The 19129-nt window shown below is 74.8% G+C and carries 20 protein-coding genes and 1 tRNA gene; 10 read left to right on the top strand and 11 right to left on the bottom strand.

Annotated features, from left to right (window positions below; translation table 11 throughout):
* The first annotated feature begins 374 nt into the window (after positions 1 to 374).
* The 3 genes from MN205_RS03785 (at position 375) to MN205_RS20220 (ending at position 3772) form a co-directional block, all read left to right on the top strand.
* Positions 375 to 1115, top strand: a complete 741-nt coding sequence (locus MN205_RS03785) for a hypothetical protein (RefSeq protein ID WP_242124450.1) — start codon at positions 375 to 377, stop codon at positions 1113 to 1115.
* 297 nt (positions 1116 to 1412) lie between these two features.
* Positions 1413 to 3470, top strand: a complete 2058-nt coding sequence (locus MN205_RS03780) for an EAL domain-containing protein (RefSeq protein ID WP_242124448.1) — start codon at positions 1413 to 1415, stop codon at positions 3468 to 3470.
* 179 nt (positions 3471 to 3649) lie between these two features.
* A complete protein-coding gene (locus MN205_RS20220) occupies positions 3650 to 3772 on the top strand; it encodes a hypothetical protein (RefSeq protein ID WP_255817826.1) in 123 nt (40 codons plus the stop codon).
* Between the two features lie 191 nt (positions 3773 to 3963).
* On the opposite strand, the gene MN205_RS03775 is transcribed toward MN205_RS20220, so the two are convergent.
* The 3 genes from MN205_RS03775 to MN205_RS03765 are packed head-to-tail and all read right to left on the bottom strand — an operon-like array spanning position 3964 to position 4857.
* A complete protein-coding gene (locus tag MN205_RS03775) occupies positions 3964 to 4194 on the bottom strand; it encodes a hypothetical protein (protein WP_242124446.1) in 231 nt (76 codons plus the stop codon).
* Entirely contained in the window at positions 4191 to 4499 is a 309-nt protein-coding gene (locus tag MN205_RS03770; protein WP_242124443.1) for a hypothetical protein, read from the bottom strand. Before MN205_RS03770 ends, MN205_RS03775 begins: the two co-directional genes overlap by 4 nt.
* A 40-nt stretch (positions 4500 to 4539) precedes the next feature.
* A complete protein-coding gene (locus MN205_RS03765; RefSeq protein WP_242124441.1) occupies positions 4540 to 4857 on the bottom strand; it encodes a hypothetical protein in 318 nt (105 codons plus the stop codon).
* A gap of 147 nt (positions 4858 to 5004) precedes the next feature.
* Between MN205_RS03765 and MN205_RS03760 the strand changes: the two genes are divergently transcribed.
* Together MN205_RS03760 and MN205_RS03755 are read left to right on the top strand one after the other, a co-directional pair.
* A complete protein-coding gene (locus MN205_RS03760; RefSeq protein ID WP_242124439.1) occupies positions 5005 to 5634 on the top strand; it encodes a hypothetical protein in 630 nt (209 codons plus the stop codon).
* 337 nt (positions 5635 to 5971) lie between these two features.
* A complete protein-coding gene (locus tag MN205_RS03755) occupies positions 5972 to 6262 on the top strand; it encodes a DUF2795 domain-containing protein (RefSeq protein ID WP_242124438.1) in 291 nt (96 codons plus the stop codon).
* A gap of 24 nt (positions 6263 to 6286) precedes the next feature.
* Here MN205_RS03755 and MN205_RS03750 read toward each other — a convergent pair whose 3' ends face one another.
* The 7 genes from MN205_RS03750 to MN205_RS03720 are packed head-to-tail and all read right to left on the bottom strand — an operon-like array spanning position 6287 to position 14694.
* On the bottom strand, positions 6287 to 7117 hold the full coding sequence (locus MN205_RS03750) for a metallophosphoesterase (RefSeq protein ID WP_242124436.1): 831 nt from the start codon (positions 7115 to 7117) through the stop codon (positions 6287 to 6289).
* Complete coding sequence (pknB, locus tag MN205_RS03745) at positions 7117 to 9147, bottom strand: Stk1 family PASTA domain-containing Ser/Thr kinase (protein ID WP_242124434.1); 2031 nt, start codon at positions 9145 to 9147, stop codon at positions 7117 to 7119. Before pknB ends, MN205_RS03750 begins: the two co-directional genes overlap by 1 nt.
* 57 nt (positions 9148 to 9204) lie before the next feature.
* Entirely contained in the window at positions 9205 to 10677 is a 1473-nt protein-coding gene (locus tag MN205_RS03740) for a penicillin-binding protein 2 (RefSeq protein WP_242124432.1), read from the bottom strand.
* A complete protein-coding gene (locus tag MN205_RS03735) occupies positions 10674 to 12047 on the bottom strand; it encodes an FtsW/RodA/SpoVE family cell cycle protein (RefSeq protein WP_242124431.1) in 1374 nt (457 codons plus the stop codon). The genes MN205_RS03740 and MN205_RS03735 overlap by 4 nt, the downstream gene beginning before the upstream one ends.
* Positions 12047 to 13489 carry a Stp1/IreP family PP2C-type Ser/Thr phosphatase gene (locus tag MN205_RS03730; protein ID WP_242124429.1) on the bottom strand — a complete coding sequence of 481 codons (1443 nt, stop codon included), beginning with the start codon at positions 13487 to 13489 and terminating at the stop codon, positions 12047 to 12049. Before MN205_RS03730 ends, MN205_RS03735 begins: the two co-directional genes overlap by 1 nt.
* A 7-nt stretch (positions 13490 to 13496) precedes the next feature.
* A complete protein-coding gene (locus MN205_RS03725; protein ID WP_242124427.1) occupies positions 13497 to 13982 on the bottom strand; it encodes an FHA domain-containing protein in 486 nt (161 codons plus the stop codon).
* A 7-nt stretch (positions 13983 to 13989) separates the two neighbouring features.
* Complete coding sequence (locus tag MN205_RS03720; RefSeq protein ID WP_242124425.1) at positions 13990 to 14694, bottom strand: DUF3662 and FHA domain-containing protein; 705 nt, start codon at positions 14692 to 14694, stop codon at positions 13990 to 13992.
* 131 nt (positions 14695 to 14825) lie between these two features.
* Between MN205_RS03720 and MN205_RS03715 the strand changes: the two genes are divergently transcribed.
* From MN205_RS03715 to MN205_RS03695, 5 genes are all read left to right on the top strand, one after another.
* Positions 14826 to 14909: transfer RNA gene (locus tag MN205_RS03715), tRNA-Leu, on the top strand.
* An 85-nt stretch (positions 14910 to 14994) separates the two neighbouring features.
* Entirely contained in the window at positions 14995 to 15825 is an 831-nt protein-coding gene (locus MN205_RS03710; RefSeq protein ID WP_242124422.1) for an NAD(P)H-binding protein, read from the top strand.
* Positions 15826 to 15866: 41 nt separating this feature from the next.
* Positions 15867 to 16301, top strand: coding sequence for a PPOX class F420-dependent oxidoreductase (locus MN205_RS03705; protein ID WP_242124421.1), 435 nt, complete (start codon positions 15867 to 15869; stop codon positions 16299 to 16301).
* A gap of 232 nt (positions 16302 to 16533) precedes the next feature.
* Entirely contained in the window at positions 16534 to 18267 is a 1734-nt protein-coding gene (locus tag MN205_RS03700; RefSeq protein WP_242124419.1) for an ABC-ATPase domain-containing protein, read from the top strand.
* An 80-nt stretch (positions 18268 to 18347) separates the two neighbouring features.
* On the top strand, positions 18348 to 18647 hold the full coding sequence (locus tag MN205_RS03695; protein ID WP_242124417.1) for a hypothetical protein: 300 nt from the start codon (positions 18348 to 18350) through the stop codon (positions 18645 to 18647).
* Here MN205_RS03695 and mscL read toward each other — a convergent pair.
* Positions 18644 to 19105 (bottom strand): large conductance mechanosensitive channel protein MscL, encoded by a 462-nt coding sequence (gene mscL / locus MN205_RS03690; protein ID WP_242124415.1) that lies wholly within the window; start codon positions 19103 to 19105, stop codon positions 18644 to 18646. The genes MN205_RS03695 and mscL overlap by 4 nt on opposite strands.
* Positions 19106 to 19129: the final 24 nt, after the last annotated feature.

Below are 19129 nucleotides of genomic sequence, written 5' to 3'. Positions count from 1 at the left end.
GGCCCGTGCTCCGGCCGCCCGGTGCGGGCCCGTGCTCCGGCCGCCCGGTGCGGGCCCGTGCTCACCGCTCCACCTCGTTGCGGGAGCGCTCGTCGCCTGGGCCGGTCCCTGACCGCACCACCGGCACCGGTCAACGCTGATCGGAGCTGGACGCGCCTCAGGGGCGACCGGTCGTGAGACGAGTGCCGAGTTCCGTCAGCGGCACGGGCGTGGGTCCGCGGAATCGTGCAGGAGCCGTTTTCGAGTCGCTCCCACGTCCTTGCCCCCCGAGGATGTTTCTCGACCCGCTTGCACCGACCACTGCCCTGATCGGCTCGTAGCACTTCTCCGCAGGCCTGGACGAGACCAACACGACAAGCACGAGGAGAAAAACCATGAGCACACCCAGTCACGACGCCGGCACGAGCAGGTCGAGCCAGTTCACCGGCGCCACCGCGGCGGAGGGCGAGCACTCCACCACCACGGCGGAGGACCGCCTCTCCGTCCACCGGAGCGGTCCGGCCCTCGCTGCGGACCACGACATCAACGTCAACGTCCCGGCCCAGCGCGGTGACCAGGTGCGCTGGGGCCCGGTGTGGGCGGGGGTCGTCGTGGCCCTCCCCACCTTCCTGCTCGGCACGATGATCTTCCTCGCTCTCGGAGTCCTCGACTCCGACGGGGTCTCGGGGACCACCGGCGGCGTCGTCACGGGGCTCATCGCCCTGGGCGCGTTGTTCCTCGGTGGCCTGACCGCCGCCGCGACCGCCATGTGGCGCGGGTTGAGCTCGGGCCTGCTGCACGGGATCCTCGTGTGGGCCCTGAGCATCGTGGCCTTCTTGGCCCTGACCCTGCTCGGCGGCGGGGCGCTCCTGGGTTCTGCGGGCAACATCGCCTCCCAGCTGATCGACCCCGCGGCGGTCTCCAACGCGGTTTCCGGGGTCGACGCCTCCGACGTGCCGGACGTCTCCGCGGCTGACCAGGACCAGGCCCGCGAGACGGCGCAGTCCGCCGCCTCCTACGCGGTGCTGGGCCTGGGCCTGACGTTCATCGCCGCCGCGGCCGGTGGGTTGGTGGGGGCCAAGTTCTGGCCCCGCAAGAAGGACCTGCGGACGACCACCACCACCACCGCTCACTGATCCCCACCCCGCGGGTCGCCGTGCGTGCGACCGGGCGGGTCCGAGGAGCAGCACCTGCGAGGGCCGGCAGCCACGACGCCGGCCCTCGCAGGTCGTTCAGGGCCGGTCCACCAGGGACCTGGCGAGGGGTCGCCGGTCGAAGCGTCCCCCGGTGCGGCGACGTCCGGGCACGACGACGTGTTCACCGGGGCTGCGAAGCCCTGGACCCGTGGCGGGCTCAGCGGTGGTGGTGTCCCGGGGGCGTCGAAAAGGCGCGAACCGCTCTCCGGCCGGTTGCGTGCGTGCCATCGTCGGCGCGTGGACGCAGCACCGGGACAGCCCGATGAGCTCGCAGCGCGGCGGAAGGCCGGGGGATCGGCCACGTCGCGGCGCACCGACGCCGCGGGCTCACCGGTGGACTCCTCGGCCGGGGCGGGGGGCGGCGGTGCGGGCGCCGCTGCGCCCGAGAGCGCCACCGCCACTCCCGTCGCGGGGCACCGGATGGGTCTGGCGCAGGTGCTGGCCGGCTTCACGCACGACCTGCTGGGTGACTTCGACGTGGAGCAGGTGCTGGGGCGCCTGTGCGAACGGGTGCCGGCGGTGCTGCCGGTCCACGGGGCGGGGGTCTCCCTGCTGCAGGAGCAGCGGCTGCACTTCGCCCACGCCGACCCGGCGGACCTGGCGGCGCTGGAGCGGGTGCAGACCCGGGTCGGGGAGGGACCCTGCCTGGAGGCCCTGGCCGGCGAGCAGCCCGTGGCGGTGCCGGACCTGACGCTGGAGACGCGCTGGCGGCGCTTCGGCTCGGCCGCCCTGGCGGCGGGCTTCTCCTCCGTGACCGCGGTGCCCATGATCGCCCGGGGGCGGGTGTGGGGGGTGCTCGACCTGTACTCGCGCGCTCCGCTGAACCTGGGCGAGGAGGACCTGGCCGCGGCGCGGCTGCTGGCGGAGGTGGCCACCAACTACGTCCTGCACGCCCGCGAGCGCGCCACCCGCCGGGCCGCCGAGGACGCGCTGCGGGTGCAGACCCTGCACGACCCGCTGACGGGTCTGCCCAACCGGGTCCTGCTGCTGGACCGCGTGGAGCAGGCCCTGGCCGCCGGTTCGCGCAGCGACGGCACGCTGGCGGTGCTGTTCGTCGACCTGGACCGCTTCAAGCAGGTCAACGACACCTACGGCCACGCAGCGGGGGACCGCCTGCTGATCGGGGTGGCCACCGCCCTGCACGCTGCGCTGCGCCCGGGGGACACGCTGGCACGGCTGTCGGGGGACGAGTTCGTGGTCCTGGCCGCCGATCAGCACCCCGAGCAGCGCCCGGTGGGCACCGCCAGCCGGCTGGCCGCGCGCCTGCTGAAGGCGCTGGACGAGCCGATCCGGGTGAACGGGCACGTCGTGCGCATCTCCGCCAGCATCGGCATCACGTACGCCCTGGAGCACGACAGCGCCGAGTCGCTGCTGCACGCGGCCGACACCGCCATGTACGACGCCAAGGCAGGTGCTCGGGCAGGCACCGGGGAGCGCATCGCCGTCAACGACCGCCGCGCCGCCACCGTCCCGCCGACGCTGCTGCAGATCGAGGCGGAGCTGAGCACGGCGCTGGAGGTCGGGCAGTTGCGGCTGCACTACCAGCCCGTCATCGACCTGCGCAGCGGCGCCACCACCGGCGCCGAGGCCCTGGTGCGCTGGCAGCACCCGCAGCGCGGGCTGCTCGGCCCGGAGGAGTTCCTGCCCACCGCCGAGGTGACCGGGCAGATCAGCGCCCTGGGGCGCTGGGTCACCGCCACCGCCTGCCAGGCCCTGCAACCCCTGCAAGCCCTGCAAGCCCTCGCAGCCGGTGGGATCGACGGGGTCGGTGGGATCGACGGGGTCGGCGTGCAGCAGGTGCGCTCGGGCGCGGGGTTCCGGCTGGCGGTCAACGCCTCACCGCGCGAACTGCACCACCCCGACTTCCTGCCCTCCCTGCGCCGGGCGGTGCACGAGGCGGGCGTGGCCCCTGCCGGGTTGTGCCTGGAGGTCACCGAGGCCAGCTTCATCACCGACCTCAGCGAGGTGGCCGAGGTCCTGCGCCAGGTCCGCGCCCTGGGTGTGCAGGTGGCAGTCGACGACTTCGGCACCGGCTTCTCGTCGCTCGCGTACCTGCACCAGCTGCCCGTGGACGTGGTGAAGATCGACCAGTCCTTCGTGCAGAGCATGACCAGCACCCGCACGGGCCGGATCATCATCGCCCACGTCATCGACCTCGCCCACGACCTGGGCCTGCACGTGACGGCCGAGGGCATCGAGACCAGCGAGCAGCACGAGCAGTTGCGCCGGATGGGCTGCGACCACGGCCAGGGCTTCGCCCTGGGCCGCCCCGCCCCGCACCTGTCCGCACGCTGAGCCGGCGACGACGGCGAACCCCGTGGCGGTGCACGAGCGAGCACGTCACCCCGGGACACCGGCGCCAGAATCCTGGGCCCCAGTGGTGAAGATCCACGTGCTGAAGCTCAACCGGTGGCGACAGCGGCGGCGAGCCGGTAGATGCCCGGGTTGAGACGATCGACGCACCCTCGATGGCCGTGGAGCCCGACCTGCGAACCTGGCTGGAGCGCGTCCAGGCTCTGGTGGTCGCGCTGCTGAAGGCCGGCGCCCGCGAGCACGTCATGCGCACCGCCGCCGCGCTGGCGCAGCCGCGGACCTGACCGGCTCGGTGGAGGTCGCTGACCACGCTTTGGCCGAGCAGGCCGGTGTGAGCTGGCAGTACGGCGCCGACCACCTCAGGGACGGGGAGCTGCTGCGTCGTGGCAGCACGACTGACTTCACCGTGGCTACCGATTGGGCGGCGTGTAGGCCAGGTCTTCTGAGTGCCAGCAGCGCAGCTCACGCTGACCGGTCAGCGCAGATCCACTGTCAGCTGCCCCGCGTCGGCCAGCTCCACCCGCCTTCCCGGGTAGGTGCGCGCCGCCAGCGCCACTGAGCGCCAGTCCCACTCCTCGGGCGCGTAGAAGACCAGCACGCCCGACCAGTTCTCCACCTTGGAGGCGTTGGGCCACTGGGCCACGGCCTCCACCGAGTCGGCCGGCTGCCAGCTGCGCTGCTCGTCAGTGAGGTCCTCGTCGGTCACAGCCCGTTCTCCCTGCGCGTCGGCTTGCGTTTGGAGGGCACGACGCCCTTCTGGCGGGCGGGACCCAGGGGGCTACCTCGCTCCCGCGCTGGCGGGTGCGGGCCTGGGCGGAAGGCCTCGTCCATGTTCATCGCTCGCGGCTCAGCTCGCTGCGCCGGCTGCTGAGACGCGCGCTCCTGACGCTGACGCTGTTCCTCCAGGTACGCCTGGCGCCTCCTGAGCGACTCGGCGTCGAGCGTGCGCGGGTCCACGGGCGGCAGTTCGGGCTTCGGTTTGAGCGACTTGCGGGTGACGACCCCGTTCATCGGAACGCCCTGGTGTCCTCGGCGCGGCATGGTCGCTGTCCTACTGCATGGCATGGCGACCGTCCAGGGTCTGACCACACCGTTGAGACCTCCTCGACCCGCCGAACCGTCGCCGTGGGCCCCCGGGGCCCTGGCTCCAAGGGGTTGGCCGCTGCCAGCCGTGGCGCTCCAACGCCGTGTCCAGCGCCTCGCTGTCCAAGCCGCCCTGCCGGCCGGGGTCACCGAACCCCATCTCCAGCAGGTCCAGGGCGTCCACCGGGTCGAAGGTGTCCAACGGGACCGTCCGCACGTCCTGGCCGTTGTGGCTGGCCGGCGCGAGCACGTAGTTCGCGTACACGGCGGTCATGCGCAGCTCCACCCGCTCAGCGTGACGAATTGGTCAAGGGCTCACCCAGCGGGTGCTCAGCGGGCTACCGTCCGCTGTTGCGCAAGGACAACGGTCCTCGCGTGGCCACTACCTCTCGGAGATCCGCTCATGCGCCCGAGCTTGCTCGCCGCTCCTGCGGTGGCAGCCGCCCTGCTCGCCCTTGCTGGTTGCTCCAACGGCCCCGGAGGCAACGCGGCTGGGCCGGTGCCCAGTGCCACGGAGATCAACTGCGAGGACCCCAGCATCACGATGGCGCAGTACACCGAGAACTGCACGGAGCTCGAGGAGGGCGAAGGGGGCACCGCCGCCTCCCCCGCCAGTGAGGCGCCGCAGCCCATCGACGGCGGCACCTACACCTGGGCCAGTGGCATCACCGTGACCTACAAGGTCGAGGACTACGGCACGTTCGACCAGACGCAGGACTGGTGTGGTGATGGCTCCTGTGGCATCAGCCAGCCCGCAGACTCCGACATCGGCCTCCGCTACACCGTCTCGGTGCCGGCCGACTTCCCGGGCACCTTGGAGCCCAGTGGCTGCGCTGGGTCCCTGTCCGTGGTCAACGGCAACGACGAAGAAGCCCTCCGCCTCTACGCAGGCGACCACTACTCCGGCATCACTGGCCCGATGCTGGCGGGAGCCACCAAGGAGGGTTTGACGCAGTACGTGATCGCGGAGGCCTACGCAGGCAAGCAGTTCCTGCTCTCCTCTTCGTGCGGAGACACCAGCTACTCCGGCGAGCGAGCTCTCTTCACCGGCAACTTGGGCTGAACGCCAGGGCAACGGGTCGTCATGTCGCTACAACGCTAGGTGGGATCGCTGTACGGGCAGGTGACAGCGAAGTGCTCGCGCGACGATTCGATGCTCGTGAGCAGCATCGACCCCGGCCGCAGGCATGGGCGACCCGGTCTCCGAGGCACGGATGCGCTGGAGCATCCAACTGCCCGGCGGGTGGCCCCCTGCGTGAGTTCCGGTTCGCGCACGACCTCACCGTCGTCACCCCGGGACACCGGCGGCATCGCGGGCCGGGGTTCGCCGAGGTGGTGGGCCGCTCGTCCCGCTCCCGGGCGGGGGTGTCGATCCCGCCGGCCGCGGGTACGGCTCAGGCATGGCAACGAACGACGAAGTCCTGCACGCCGTCCGCGACGCCGACTACCCGGCCGGCAAGGACGCCCTGATCGCCGTCGCGCAGGCGAGCGGCGCGAGCGAGGACGTCCTCAAGGCGCTGCGGACCCTGCCGCTGGCGGACTACGACAACGCGCAGGAGGTGGTCCGCTCCGTGCCCAGTGAAGAGGGGCCGGAGGACGCGCGCACCGCCGGTGAGCAGGCGCGGCTGAACTCCACCTCGCGCATCGCCGCCGGTGAGCGCGAGGTGCCGCCGGACCCGACGGCCTCCTGACACCGTCGCGCGGGGGCGTCCCGGTCAGCGCGCCGGGGCGCCCTCCGCGTCGAGGATGCGCTGCACGACGTCCGGACCCAGGACGAACAGCTCCTCACCGTCGCCGGGGGCGGCCACCGACAGGACGGTGACCCGCACCCCGGCCTCGTCGACGTCCACCAGGCACGCGCCGGAACCGCGCAGCACCCGCTCCGAGCCGTGCTCCACGAGCACGTCGGTGCGGTTGGCGACACCGGGCGCCACGACCGCGGTGGTCCCGCCGGGCAGCGTCGCCACGTAGGGGTGGTGGTAGTGCCCGCTGAGGACCACGCGCACGTCCGTGCCGGCGGTCGCGTCCAGCAGCCGCTGCGGTTCCTGCAGCTTCAGCCCCTCGTGCAGCACCGTCGGCGCCGGCAGCGGGGAGTGGTGCACCACCACGACCGACCCGAGCGGTGCCGGATCGGCGAGCACGCCGCGCAGCCATCCGAGCTGCTCGTCGGTGAGCACCCCGTGTCCGTGCCGCGGCACGGAGCTGTCCAGCACCACCAGGCGCAAGCCACCGGCGTCGTGCACGGAGCGCACCGGCCCCAGGACCTGCTCGAAGGGCCCGGGCAGGTCGTGGTTGCCCATCGCGAACGCGACGACGGCCGCGCCGTGCTCGCGGGCGAAGCCCCCCACGAGGTCGCGCGCCGTCTCGTAGGAGTGCACCGAGCCGTCGTCGGACACGTCGCCGGAGACGACGACGGCGTCCAGCGGGCCGACGCCGGACAGGGAGGCCAGCACGTGCCGCAGCACGGCGGTCGTGTCGACCCGCCCGCCGCCGTGCAGGCCGCCGGGGGCCATCAGGTGCGTGTCGGACAGGTGCAGCAGTCGCATCACTCCTCCTCGGTGGGAGCGCCGGCGGCGGTGTCCTCGGACTCGTCGTCCCCGCCGTTGCCGTTCCCGCCGTTGCCGTTCCCGTCGTTGCCGTTGCCGTTGCCGCGACCGCTGTTGCGGGTGGCGGCGCTGGACGGGTTGCCCGTCGCCTCGGACGTCGGGCTGGCCGTGCCCGTGGAGGTCCGCGTCGGGCTGGCCGTCGGCGTGGGCGTGGCCGCCTCCTCCGGTGCCAGGACCACCTCGACGGAGGAGCCCGCGTCCACCGTGGCGTCCGCCGACGGGGTCTGGCTGACGACCGTGCCCGGTTCGCCCTCCGCCTCCGGGTCGGTGCGGGCGTTGACGTTGAGGTTGCGGCCGTTGAGCTCGGCCTGCGCCTCCTCCAGCGTCATCCCCGTCAGGTCCGGCACCTCGACCTGCCCGCTGGCGATGTAGATCGTCACGGGGGTGTTCCGTTCGACGCTCGCGTCGGCGGCGGGCTCGGTGCGCACCACGGTGCCGGGCTCGGCGTCGGGGTCCTCGTCGGTGGGCTGGGCGGAACCGGGGTCCAGCCCGGCCTGGCGCAGCGCCGCCCGGGCGTCGTCCTGGCTGAAGCCCGTCACGTCGGGGACGGTGACGGCCGCCGGCCCGGTGGAGACCGTCAGGGTCACCGTGGAACCGATGGCCGCGGACTGCCCGGGCGCGGGGTCGCTGCTGATGACGTCGCCCTCGGCGACGGTGTCGCTGGCCTCCTCGACCACGGCGGGCTCCAGCTGCGCCTGCTCCAGCAGGTCCTCCGCCTCCTCCTGCGGGACGCCCACGACCTGCGGCACGTCCACCGCGGTGGGCGACGACGTGGCGGAGGGGCCGGGGCCACCGCCGTCCTGCTGCAGCAGCGCGTACCCGGCCGTGCCGATGCCGCCGAGCAGTACGAGGGCCAGCAGCACCCACGGCCAGCGCCGCTTGCGCTCGTCCTCGTCCGGCTGACCGGTGCGCGGCAGGGCACCGGTGCCGCCGGAGCCCGCGGCCCCGGGCGGCGGCCCTGGCGGCACCGCGGGGGTGACGCGGGTCGCGGCGGTGGGCGGCCCGGCCGCCGGCAGCGTCGTCGTCGGGTCCGCCGTCGGCACCGCGCTCGTCGGCGCACCCGTCGGCGCGAAGCTGGCGCCGCGCAGCGGGCGGCCCTCCACGGCGCGGCGCAGGTCGTCGGCGAAGTCGGCGGCGCTCTGGTAGCGGTGCTCGCGGTCCTTGCTCAGCGCCATGAGCACGACCTGGTCCACGGCCGGCGGGACGGCCGGCGCCAGCACGCTCGGCGGCTTCGGCTGCTCCGAGACGTGCTGGTACGCCACCGCGACGGGCGCGTCGCCGGTGAACGGGGGCCGGCCGGTGAGGATCTCGTACAGCAGGCAGCCGGTGGAGTACAGGTCGCTGCGCACGTCGACGGTCTCCCCGCGCGCCTGCTCCGGCGAGAGGTACTGGGCGGTGCCCATGACGGCGGACGTCTGGGTGAGCGTGGCGGAGGAGTCGCTGATGGCGCGGGCGATGCCGAAGTCCATCACCTTCACCTCGCCCGCCGGCGTGATCATCACGTTGGCGGGCTTGATGTCGCGGTGGACGATGCCCTTGGTGTGGCTGTACTCCAGCGCCCCCAGGACGCCCTCGGTGATGGACAGCGCCTCCGTGGTGGACAGCGGGTGGTCGGTGCGCAGCATGTCGCGCAGCGTCCGGCCCTCCACGTACTCCATGACGATCCACGGCAGGTCCACCGGCGCGCCGCCGTGCTCGGAGACCTGGTCGGCGCCGGTGTCGTACACCGCCACGATCGAGGGGTGGTTCAGCCCGGCCGCGGCCTGCGCCTCGCGGCGGAAGCGCGCCTGGAACGACGGGTCGCGCGCCAGGTCCGAGCGCAGCAGCTTCACCGCCACCACCCGCCCGAGCCGGGCGTCGCGGGCGACGTGGACCTCCGCCATGCCGCCGCGCCCGAGCAGGGCGCCGACCTCGTAGCGCCCGCCGAGCAGGCGCGGCGCCCTGCCCCCGCTGGTCGATGCGTCCGTCACTGCGCTCCCCGTCCCCGTCGTCCCTCGTCCACCGCGGCGCCCGCGTTCGCCCGCCGCTCAGCCATCGAGCGCCGCCTGCATGACCTGCTTCGCCACCGGCGCCGACAGCCGGCCGCCGTAGGCGCTGTCCACCGAGCCGCCGTCCTCGATGACCACGGCGACGGCCACCTCGCGGTCGTCGCCCTCCTCGTCGCGCGCCCACGAGGTGAACCAGGCGTAGGGGACCTGCCCCTCGCCGCGCTGCGCGGTGCCGGTCTTGCCGCCCACGACGGCGCCGTCGACCTGCGCGCGCGTGCCGGTGCCGGACTCGACGACGGCGCGCATCATCTCCTGCAGCGCGTCGGCGGTGTCGGCGCTGACGGCGCGGCCCACCTCCTGCGGGGCGGGCTCGGCGATGACGTCGAGGGTCTTCGCCTCCCGCACGTTCGCGACGAGGTTCGGCTCCATGACGACACCGCCGTTGGCGATGGCGGCGGAGACCATCGCCACCTGCAGCGGGGTGACCCGCACGTCCCCCTGCCCGATGCCGGCGTACGCCAGCAGCGGCCCGGCGGCGTCCTCGGGGAACTGGCTCTCCGCCACGGGCAGCGGGGTCGACAGGGGCTGCTCGAAGCCGAACGCCCGCGCCTGCGCGTCGAGGGTCCCGGCGCCCAGGTCGAGGCCGAGCTGCCCGAACGCGGTGTTGCAGGAGATGCGCAGCGCGTCCAGCAGGCTCACCTGGTCGTTCGGCCCGCACGCGGTGCCCTCGTCGTTGCTCAGCGTGTTGTCGGTCTGCGGCAGGTCCAGCTCCCGCGGCCCGGCCACGGACGTGTCGGTGGTGTAGTCGCCGCTCTCCAGCGCCGCCGCGGCGGTGATCAGCTTGAAGGTGGACCCCGGCGGGTACAGGGCGTCGACCGCCCGGTTCACCAGCGGGTCGTCCTCGTCGGCGATCAGCGCCTGCCACGCCTGCTCGGCGGCGGCGGCGTCGTGGGTGGCCAGCACGTCGGGGTCGTAGGTGGGGCTGGACACCATCGCCAGCACGTCGCCGGTGGACGGCTCGACCGCGACGACGGCGCCCTTGCGCCCGTCCAGGGCGTCCCACGCGGCCTGCTGCACCTCGGGGTCCAGCGTGAGCGTGACGGAGGCGCCGACCGGGTCCTCGCCGGTGAGCAGGTCCGCCAGGCGCCGGTAGAACAGCTCGTCGGCGGTGCCGGAGAGCACGTCGTTCACGGCGCGCTCGATGCCGGCGGTGCCGTAGCGCACCGAGTAGTAGCCGGTGACGGGTGCGTACACCGGCCCGGCGGGGTACTGGCGCAGGAACCGGTACGGGTCGTCCGGGTCCTCCACCTCCACGCTGGCGGCCACCGCCTGACCGGCGCCGACGAGGATCGGGCCGCGCTCGCGGCCGAACTCCGCGTACAGCTGGCGGCTGTTGCCCGGCATGGCGTTCAGCTCGCCGGCGCGCAGGAACTGGATCCACGTGGTGGAGGCGAACAGGGCGAAGAACAGGAACGCGACGACGGCCGACAGCCTGCGCAGGGGGCGGTTCACGGGATCCTCACCGCCTGGGTGACGCCGGTGTCGCCCGGCTCGGGGCCGTTGCGCACCTCCGCCGCCGGGCGGCGCGCCAGGTCCGAGACCCGCAGCAGCAGCGCCACGACGATCCAGTTCGACACCAGCGAGGAGCCGCCGGCGGCGAGGAACGGGGTGGTCAGGCCGGTCAGCGGGATGACGCGGGTGACGCCGCCGACGACCACGAACACCTGCAGCGCCACGGAGAACGCCAGGCCCGCGGCGAGCAGCTTGCCGAACCCGTCGCGCACGCCGATGGCGGTGCGCATCCCCCGCTCCACCAGGACCGCGTACAGCAGCAGCAGCGCGAACAGCCCCGCCAGGCCGAGCTCCTCGCCGAAGGAGGCGTAGATGAAGTCGGAGTTGGCGAACGGCACGATGTCGGGCCGGCCGCGGTCCAGGCCGGTGCCCAGCAGCCCCCCGCTGGCCATGCCGTACAGGCCCTGCAGCAGCTGGTAGGCGCTGTCGGCGTTGTCCGCGTCGAAGGGGTGCAGCCAGATGTCCACGCGGCTGCGCACGTGCGACATGGTGGTGGCGGCGAACACGGCACCGGCGACGAACAGGCCCAGGCCGATGACGATCCAGCTGACCCGCTCGGTCGCCACGTACAGCACCGCCACGAACAGCCCGAAGAACAGCAGCGACGTCCCCAGGTCGCGCTGGAGCACGAGGACGCCCACGCTCACCGCCCACGCCAGCAGGATCGGCCCGAGGTCGCGGGCGCGCGGCAGGCGCAGGAACAGCACCTTCGGCCCCGTCAGGGACAGCGCGTCGCGGTGCACGACGAGGTAGCCGGCGAAGAACACCGCCAGCACGATCTTGGCGATCTCCCCCGGCTGGAAGGACAGCGGCCCGATCCCGACCCAGATCCGCGCGCCGTTGATCTCCTTGCCCAGCACGGGCAGCAGCGGCAGCGCCAGCAGGACGAGGCCGGTGACCATCGCGGTGAACGTGTAGCGGCGCAGCACCCGGTGGTCGCGCAGCACGACCACGACGGCGCCGGCGGCCGCGATCCCCAGCGCCGACCAGATGAACTGCCGGGACGCCGCGGACGTGCCCTCGGACAGGTCCAGGCGGTGCAGCATCACCAGGCCCATCCCGTTGAGCAGCGTCGCCACCGGCAGCAGGACCGGGTCGGCGTGCGGGGCGCGCCAGCGCAGCAGCAGGTGCAGGACGACCGCGAGAGCGCCCAGGCCACCGCCGTGGGCGAACAGCCCGCCCGGCAGGGAACCGTCCTCGGTCAGGCCCACGACGGCCCACGCCCCGCAGGAGATGAGCACGGCCGCGACGACGAGCACCAGCTCGACGTTGCGGCGCGTGGTCGGGTACACGGGCAGGACGGTGGCCATCAGCCGACCCCTCCGCAGTCCTCGGCGGGCGCGTCGCCGGTGGGCTCCGCTCCCGGGGTGGTCGCGTCCGGCGCGCTGGTCGTGCTCGCCGCCGCGGCGGCGGTGAGCGGGGCGGCCGCCGCGCCCGTGCCCGCGCTGGTGGCGGTGGGCTCGGCGGTGGGCTCGGCGGTGGGCTGCCCGGTGGGCGACGGCGCCGGGTCCTGGGCGGCGGCCCGGCAGTCGGCGGCGATCTCCTCGAGCTGCGCGATCGTCTCGCGGGCGTCGCCGATCCCCGAGGCGCTGATGCGCCCGGTGACCAGCGTCGCGTACGTGCTGGGCAGGTCGGCCACGGCGATGTCCGTGCGCTCCACGACGCTGGAGGTGCCGACCGGCCCGATGTCCTGCGTCAGCCCCTGGAACAGCGCGACGCGGGAGCCGTCCACGCCCACGAAGTACTGCTGCTGGCTCCAGCGCCACCCGCCCCACGCGCCGGCCGCCAGGAGCACCGCCAGCAGCAGGGGCCCGGCGATCCACCGCCACCGCGCGCGCCGTCGGCGCTGCTCGTCCCCCCGCGCACCCGCGCCGGGATCGTCGTCCTCCTGGTCGTCGTCGTCCGCGCCGGCCGTGCGCAGGGCCGCGGCGCGCGCGGCCGGGGTGCCGGCGGCGCTGGAGCGGCGCGGCCGGTGGAACGCGGCCGCGCCGACCACCTGCGGCGTCGTCGAGGGCGGGGGGCCGCCGCCGAGCTCCACGACGTCGGCGACCACGCAGGAGACGTTGTCGGGGCCCCCGCCGCGCAGCGCCAGCTCCACGAGCCGCTCGCAGGTGGCGTCCGGCGGTTCGCCGGCGGCCAGGGTCCGCTCCAGCGTCTCGTGGCTGACGACGCCGGACAGGCCGTCGGAGCACAGCAGGTAGCGGTCGCCCGGGCGCGCCTCGCGCACCGAGACGTCGGCGGTGTCGTCGTCGCGGCCCGTGAGCACCCGCATGATCACCGAGCGCTGGGGGTGGCGCTCGGCCTCCTCGGCGCTGATGCGGCCCTCGTCGATGAGCGACTGCACGTAGCTGTGGTCGCGGGTGAGCTGGGTCAGCCGCCCGTCGCGCAGCAGGTACCCGCGCGAGTCACCGATGTGCGCCAGGACCAGCCGGGAACCGGCCCGCAGCACCGCGGTGACGGTGGTGCCCATGCCGGCCAGCTCCGGCTCGTCGGCCACCCGGCGGCGCAGCTGCTCGTTGGCGGCGTCCAGGGCGTGGTGCAGGTGCTCCGCGGCGTCGTCGCTGCCGTGGGCCTCCCCGTCGAGGGAGGCGAGCTCGCCGACGGCCAGGGAGGAGGCGACGTCCCCGCCGGCGTGCCCGCCCATGCCGTCGGCGACGACGAGCAGGTGCGGACCGGCGTACCCGGAGTCCTGGTTGGTGGAGCGCACCAGCCCGACGTCGGAGCGGGCGGCGTAGCGCAGGGCGATGGCCACGGTCCGCTCACCTCCGCAGTTCGAGGACGGTCCGCCCGATGCGCAGCGGCGTGCCGGGCTCGAAGGGCACGGGCGTGCTCAGGCGGTCGCGGCCGAGGTAGCTGCCGTTGGTGGACTGCAGGTCCTCCACGAGCCAGCCGGCGCCGTCCGGCGCGGGGGTGATGCGCACGTGGCGGGTGGAGGCGTACTCGTCGTCCAGCACGAGGGTGCAGTCGGCGCCGCGGCCGATGAGCACCGGCGACTGGCCGAGGGCGAGGGTGGTGCCGCGCAGCGAACCCTCGACGACGACGAGGGTGGCGCGCTCGCGGCGCGGCGCGGGCGCCTCGGGGGGCGGTTCGGCGCGGCGCTGCCGGCCGCGCTGGCGCTCGGTGCGGCGCGCGGTGACGCGCGTGCCGAGCAGGTCGGTGCGGAGCACGCCGACGACGGCGAGCACGAACAGCCACAACAGGGCCAGCAGGCCGAGCCGCAGCACGGTCAGGGTGAGCTCGCTCACGGGCTCCTCAGGTCCAGCCCTCGTCGCGACGGGCCGCGCGGTAGACCGCGCGGGTGCGCCCGAGGGTGATCGTGGTGCCGTCGAACAGGTCGGTGGAGGAGATCCTCTCCCCGTCGACGAACGTGCCGTTGGTGGAGCCGAGGTCGACCAGGCGCGCTCCGGACGCGCCGACGCGGACCTCGGCGTGCCGCCGGGAGACGCCGGGGTCGTCGACGACGACGTCGGCCTCCGAGCCGCGGCCGAGGACGGTGACGGCCTCGGTCAGGACGTAGCCGCGACCGTCCACCTCCAGCTGCGGCCGGCCCGCCGTGGAGGTGCGGCCGGTGGCCGGGGCCACGCGCCCCTTCACGGTGGAGCTGAGGACGCGGAAGACGCCGGTCTCCAGGTCGCCGGCCTCGTGGAAGTCCACCCGCACGGGGCCGACGAACGAGTAGCGCTGCTTCTCGGCGTGCTGGGTGACGGCGGCGACGAGCTCGTCGGCCAGCGTGTCCTGCCAGGAGGCGATCTTGTCGTGGTCGGTGCGGCCGAGCTCGACGATGAAGCTGTTGGGCACCAGGGTGCGCCCGCGCGCCAGGACGGCGGCGCGGTCGTCGAGCTCGCGGCGCAGGGCGCTGGCGACCTCCACCGGCTGCACCTCGCTGCGGAAGGCACGGGCGAAGACGCCGTTGACGGCTCGTTCGACCCCGCGCTCGAACCGGTCGAGCACTCCCACGCGCCGCCCCCTCTCCGTCGGACCCTGCTGCACCGGCCCCCGCATCGTAGCTGCGCGGGGCTCGTCGGCCCCCTCGGCGGAACGGGGGTGTCCGTGGAGGCCTCGTGCACCTGCTAAGGTTCTACCTGTCTGCGCGAGTGGCGGAATAGGCAGACGCGCACGGTTCAGGTCCGTGTGCCCGAAAGGGCGTGGGGGTTCAACTCCCCCCTCGCGCACAGGGTGAAGGCCCCGGTCGATCTCGACCGGGGCCTTCGTCGTCCCCGGGGTGCCCGCCGCCGCCCGGGCCGCCAAGCTGGCCGTGTGGGGCTCATCGGGGTGACGGGTGCGACGGGACAGGTCGGCGGGCGCGTGGCGCGGGCCCTGACGGCGGCGGCGGTGCCGCACCGCCTGGTGGTGCGGGACCCCTCCCGCGCCCCGGACCTCCCCGGCGCCGACGTGCGGGTGGCGTCCTACGCCGACGGCGAGGCGCTGCGGCACGCGTTCGACGGGGTGGACGTGCTGCTGCTGGTCTCCGCCTCCGAGGACGCCGGCCGCGTCGCGCTGCACCGCACCGCCGTGGAGGCCGCCGCCGCGGCGGGCGTGCGCCGCGTCGTCTACACCTCGTTCCTGGGTGCGGCACCGGACTGCACGTTCACCTTCGGTCGCGACCACGCCGCCACCGAGGGCCTGCTGGCCGCGGCCCGCCTGGAGACCACGGTGCTGCGCGACTCCTTCTACCTGGACGTGCTGCCGGAGTTCGTCACGGACGGCGCGCTGCGCGGCCCGGCGGGCAGCGGCCGGGTGGGGGCCGTGGCGCGCGCGGACGTCGCCGAGGTGGCGGTGGCCGCGCTGCTGGACGAGTCGCACGCCGGGCGCACCTACGACGTCACCGGCCCCGAGGCGCTGAGCGTGGCGGAGGTCGCGGCCACGATCACCCGCGTCACCGGTGAGCCGGTGGACTACGTGGAGGAGACGGTGGAGGAGGCGTACGCGTCCCGCTCCGGGTACGGGGCGCCGGCGTGGGAGGTGGACGGCTGGGTGAGCACGTACACCGCCATCGGCGCCGGCGAGCTGGACGTCGTCACCGACGTCGTGCAGCGCCTGACCGGGCACCCGCCGCGCACCCTGGAGGACGTCCTCCGCTCCCGCTGACCCCCTGGCGGGGTGGCGGGGTGGCGCCTAGCGTCGCCGGGGTGAGCACCGACCGCGAGCGGCAGCTGCTGGACCTCGTCGCCTCCACCCGGAACGGCGTGCTCGTCACGCTCAAGCGCGACGGCCGCCCCCAGCTGTCCAACGTCACCCACCACTACGACCCGGAGCGCCGGCTGGTGCGGGTGTCGATCACCGCCGACCGCGCCAAGGCCCGCAACCTCGAGCGCGACCCGCGCGCCTCCCTGCACGTGAGCGCGCCGGACTTCTGGTCGTGGACGGTGGTGGAGGGCGACGCCGAGCTCGGCCCCGTCGCGCAGCGCCCGGACGACGAGGCCGTCGAGGAGCTGGTGGACCTGTACCGGGCGCTGGCCGGCGAGCACCCCGACTGGGACGACTACCGCGCGGCGATGGTGCGCGACCGGCGCCGCGTGGTGAGGCTGCCGGTCGGGCGCGTCTACGGGCAGCTGCCCGGCTAGGCGGACGAGGGCGGGTGCGGCGCCCGGTGGTCCCCCCGGCCACCGGGCGCGGCACCGCGTCCCCCCCTGCGCGAGCCCAGCTCGCACCGTGGTCCCCCCGGTCCCGGTGCGAGTCCCCCCGGACTCAGCGACCACATCGCTCCCGGGCGCCGGAGCGTTACACGTCTCGCGTCACCTCCTCGGAGCAGTCCTCGCGGGGCCCGGTGACGGAGCGCGCTCGTAGGGTCGGCGGGTGCCCCGACCCCGCCCCGCCGACCACGACCGCGACGACCGCGACGACCCCGGCGGTGACCTCGCCGCCGCCCTGCACCGCCTGCACGACGGCCCCTACGCGCGCTACCGCTCCCTGACGGGCCGGCGCTGGCCGCTGCTGCCGGGGGTGACGTTCTCCCTGGTGCGCGGGCAGGCGGACCCGTTCGCGCCGCCGAGCCGCTGCGAGGTGCGGGTGGACGCGGCGACCGCGGGGTTCGCGCCCCTGGGCCTGGACGTGCCCGCCCGCCGGCGCGCCCTGGCCGGGTACCTGGCGCGGGCTGCGCGCGAGGCGGCCGGCCGCACCTTCCGCGTGGACGCCGGTGGGCAGGAGGTGCTGCAGCGCAGCTCCTGCGAGGTCGCCGCGGACGGCTCGGTGGTGCTGCGCTTCGGCTACCACCTGCCCGGCCCGCGCCGGCGCGTCGACGGGCGCACCGCGGCGCGGGAGCTGACGGGGGCGCTGCCGGAGCTGGTGCGCTCGGCGCTGCTGTCCGCCGCGCTGGACGCGGACGAGGTGCGCGCCTTCGCCGACGCGGTGGAGGACGCCTCGGTGCTGCGCGCGCGGCTGCCGGAGCTGGGGCTGGTGGCGTTCGTCGCCGACGGGGCGCTGCTGCCGCGGCGCAGCGGCGTGGACCCGCGCCCGGCGCTGGACGCGGTGCCGTTCACGAGCCCGCCGTCGCTGCGCGTGGAGGTGGACCTGCCGCACCGCGGCCGGGTGAGCGGGATGGGGGTGCGCGAGGGCGTCACGGTCGTCGTGGGCGGCGGTTTCCACGGCAAGTCGACGCTGCTGGCTGCGCTGCGGGCGGGCGTGCACGACCACGTGCCCGGTGACGGGCGCGAGCTGGTCGTCGCGGTCGCGGACGCGGCGGCGATCCGCGCCGAGGACGGGCGGGCGGTGACGCGGGTGGACGTCGGCGCGTTCGTCTCCGGCCTCCCCGGCGGGCTGGACCCGCGCGACTTCACCACCGCCGACGCCTCCGGCTCCACGTCGCAGGCCGCCGCGGTCGTGGAGGCGCTGGAGGCGGGCAGCGGCCTGCTGCTGGTGGACGAGGACACGGCGGCGACGAACCTCATGGTGCGCGACGCGCGCATGCAGGCGCTGGTGGCGAAGGGCGCCGAGCCGTTGAACCCGTTCGTGGACCTGGTGCGCTCCCTGCACGCCGACCACGGCGTCTCGACGGTTCTGGTGGTGGGCGCCTCCGGCGACTTCCTCGACGTGGCCGACCGGGTGCTGCTGATGCGGGGGTTCCGCTGCGAGGACGTCACCGAGCGCGCCCGCGAGGTGGCGGCGACCCCGACGGGCCGGGCGGTGGAGGCGGGCGGTTTCCCGCCGGTGCGGCACCGGGTGGTGGACCCGCGCTCCCTGGACCCGCGGGTGCGCGATCGCCGCAAGGTGTCCGCGCGCGGCACCGACGCGCTGCTGTTCGGTGAGCACGACGTGGACGTGCGGGCGGTGCGGCAGTTCACCGACCCCTCGCAGGTCGCCGGTGCGGGGTACGCGGTGGACCACCTCGTCGCGGCCGGTCACCTGGACGGCCGGCGCACGCTGGCGGCGGCGCTGGAGCTGCTGGCGGCGGACCTGGCCGGTCCGGTGGAGGGGTGGACGGGCGGGGCGAGCGCCGACGTGGCGGTGCCGCGCCCGCACGAGGTGGCGGCGGCCCTGAACCGCCTGCGCGGTCTGCGCGTCCTCGGCTTGCGCGACACCCCCGGCGACTGACCCCTCCCTCGATCACCGCGGGGCGGTGGCGAGGGGGTTCCGGTGGCGAGGGGGCGTGGTCGCAGTCAGGGTGGTGAGCCGTGAGCACTCCCAGCGACGAGACCGGCAAGAGCACCCGGCCGACCGACCGGGTCGACCCCACGGACAACGCCGAGGTGCGCGCCGTGGAGGAGGGTGGCAGCCGTCAGGTGGCCCGCGGGTCGGACGGCGGCATCCAGCCCTCGCCCGCGCGCAGCCCCGAGGACCCGCTCGGCACCGAGGAGGAGATCCCGGCCGGCACCGGTGCGGGCGACCCGCTGGCCGGCGTCCTCATCGACGAGCGCGACGCCGAGCAAGCGGTCTCCGGGGACACCGGCCCGGAGAGCTCCTCCGGGCGCTAGGCACCGGTCCGGGGGCCGCGGTCCCCGGCGGGGGAACCGCCCCGCTGCTGCGCGAGGAGGTCGCGGATCTCCGTGAGCAGCCGGACGTCCTCGCTGGGGGCCGCCGGCTCGGGCGCCTGGTTCTCCTTGCGCAGGGCCAGCAGGCGGTTCAGCGGCGTCACGACGAGGAAGTACACGACGGCCGCGACGATGAGGAAGTTCAGCACCGCGCCGACGACCGTGCCGAACTGCAGCCCCACCTCCTGCGCCTGCCCGTCGACGGTGATCGTGCGCAGGGGCACCACCCACGTCCCAGCGAGGTTCGGGCCGCCGCCGATCGCGGCGATGAGCGGGTTGATGAGCCCCTGGACGACGGACGTCACCACGGCCGTGAACGCGGTGCCGATGACCACGGCCACCGCCAGGTCGATGACGTTCCCGCGCAGGACGAAGTCGCGGAAACCGGTGACGAGCTTCACGGGTGCCTCCTGGGGCGGCGGTGT

The sequence above is a fragment of the Kineococcus sp. TRM81007 genome, assembly GCF_022669155.1.
Taxonomy (GTDB): Bacteria; Actinomycetota; Actinomycetes; order Actinomycetales; family Kineococcaceae; genus Kineococcus.
Note: the sequence above shows the minus strand (reverse complement) of the source record. Positions and strands in the feature narration are given on the sequence as shown.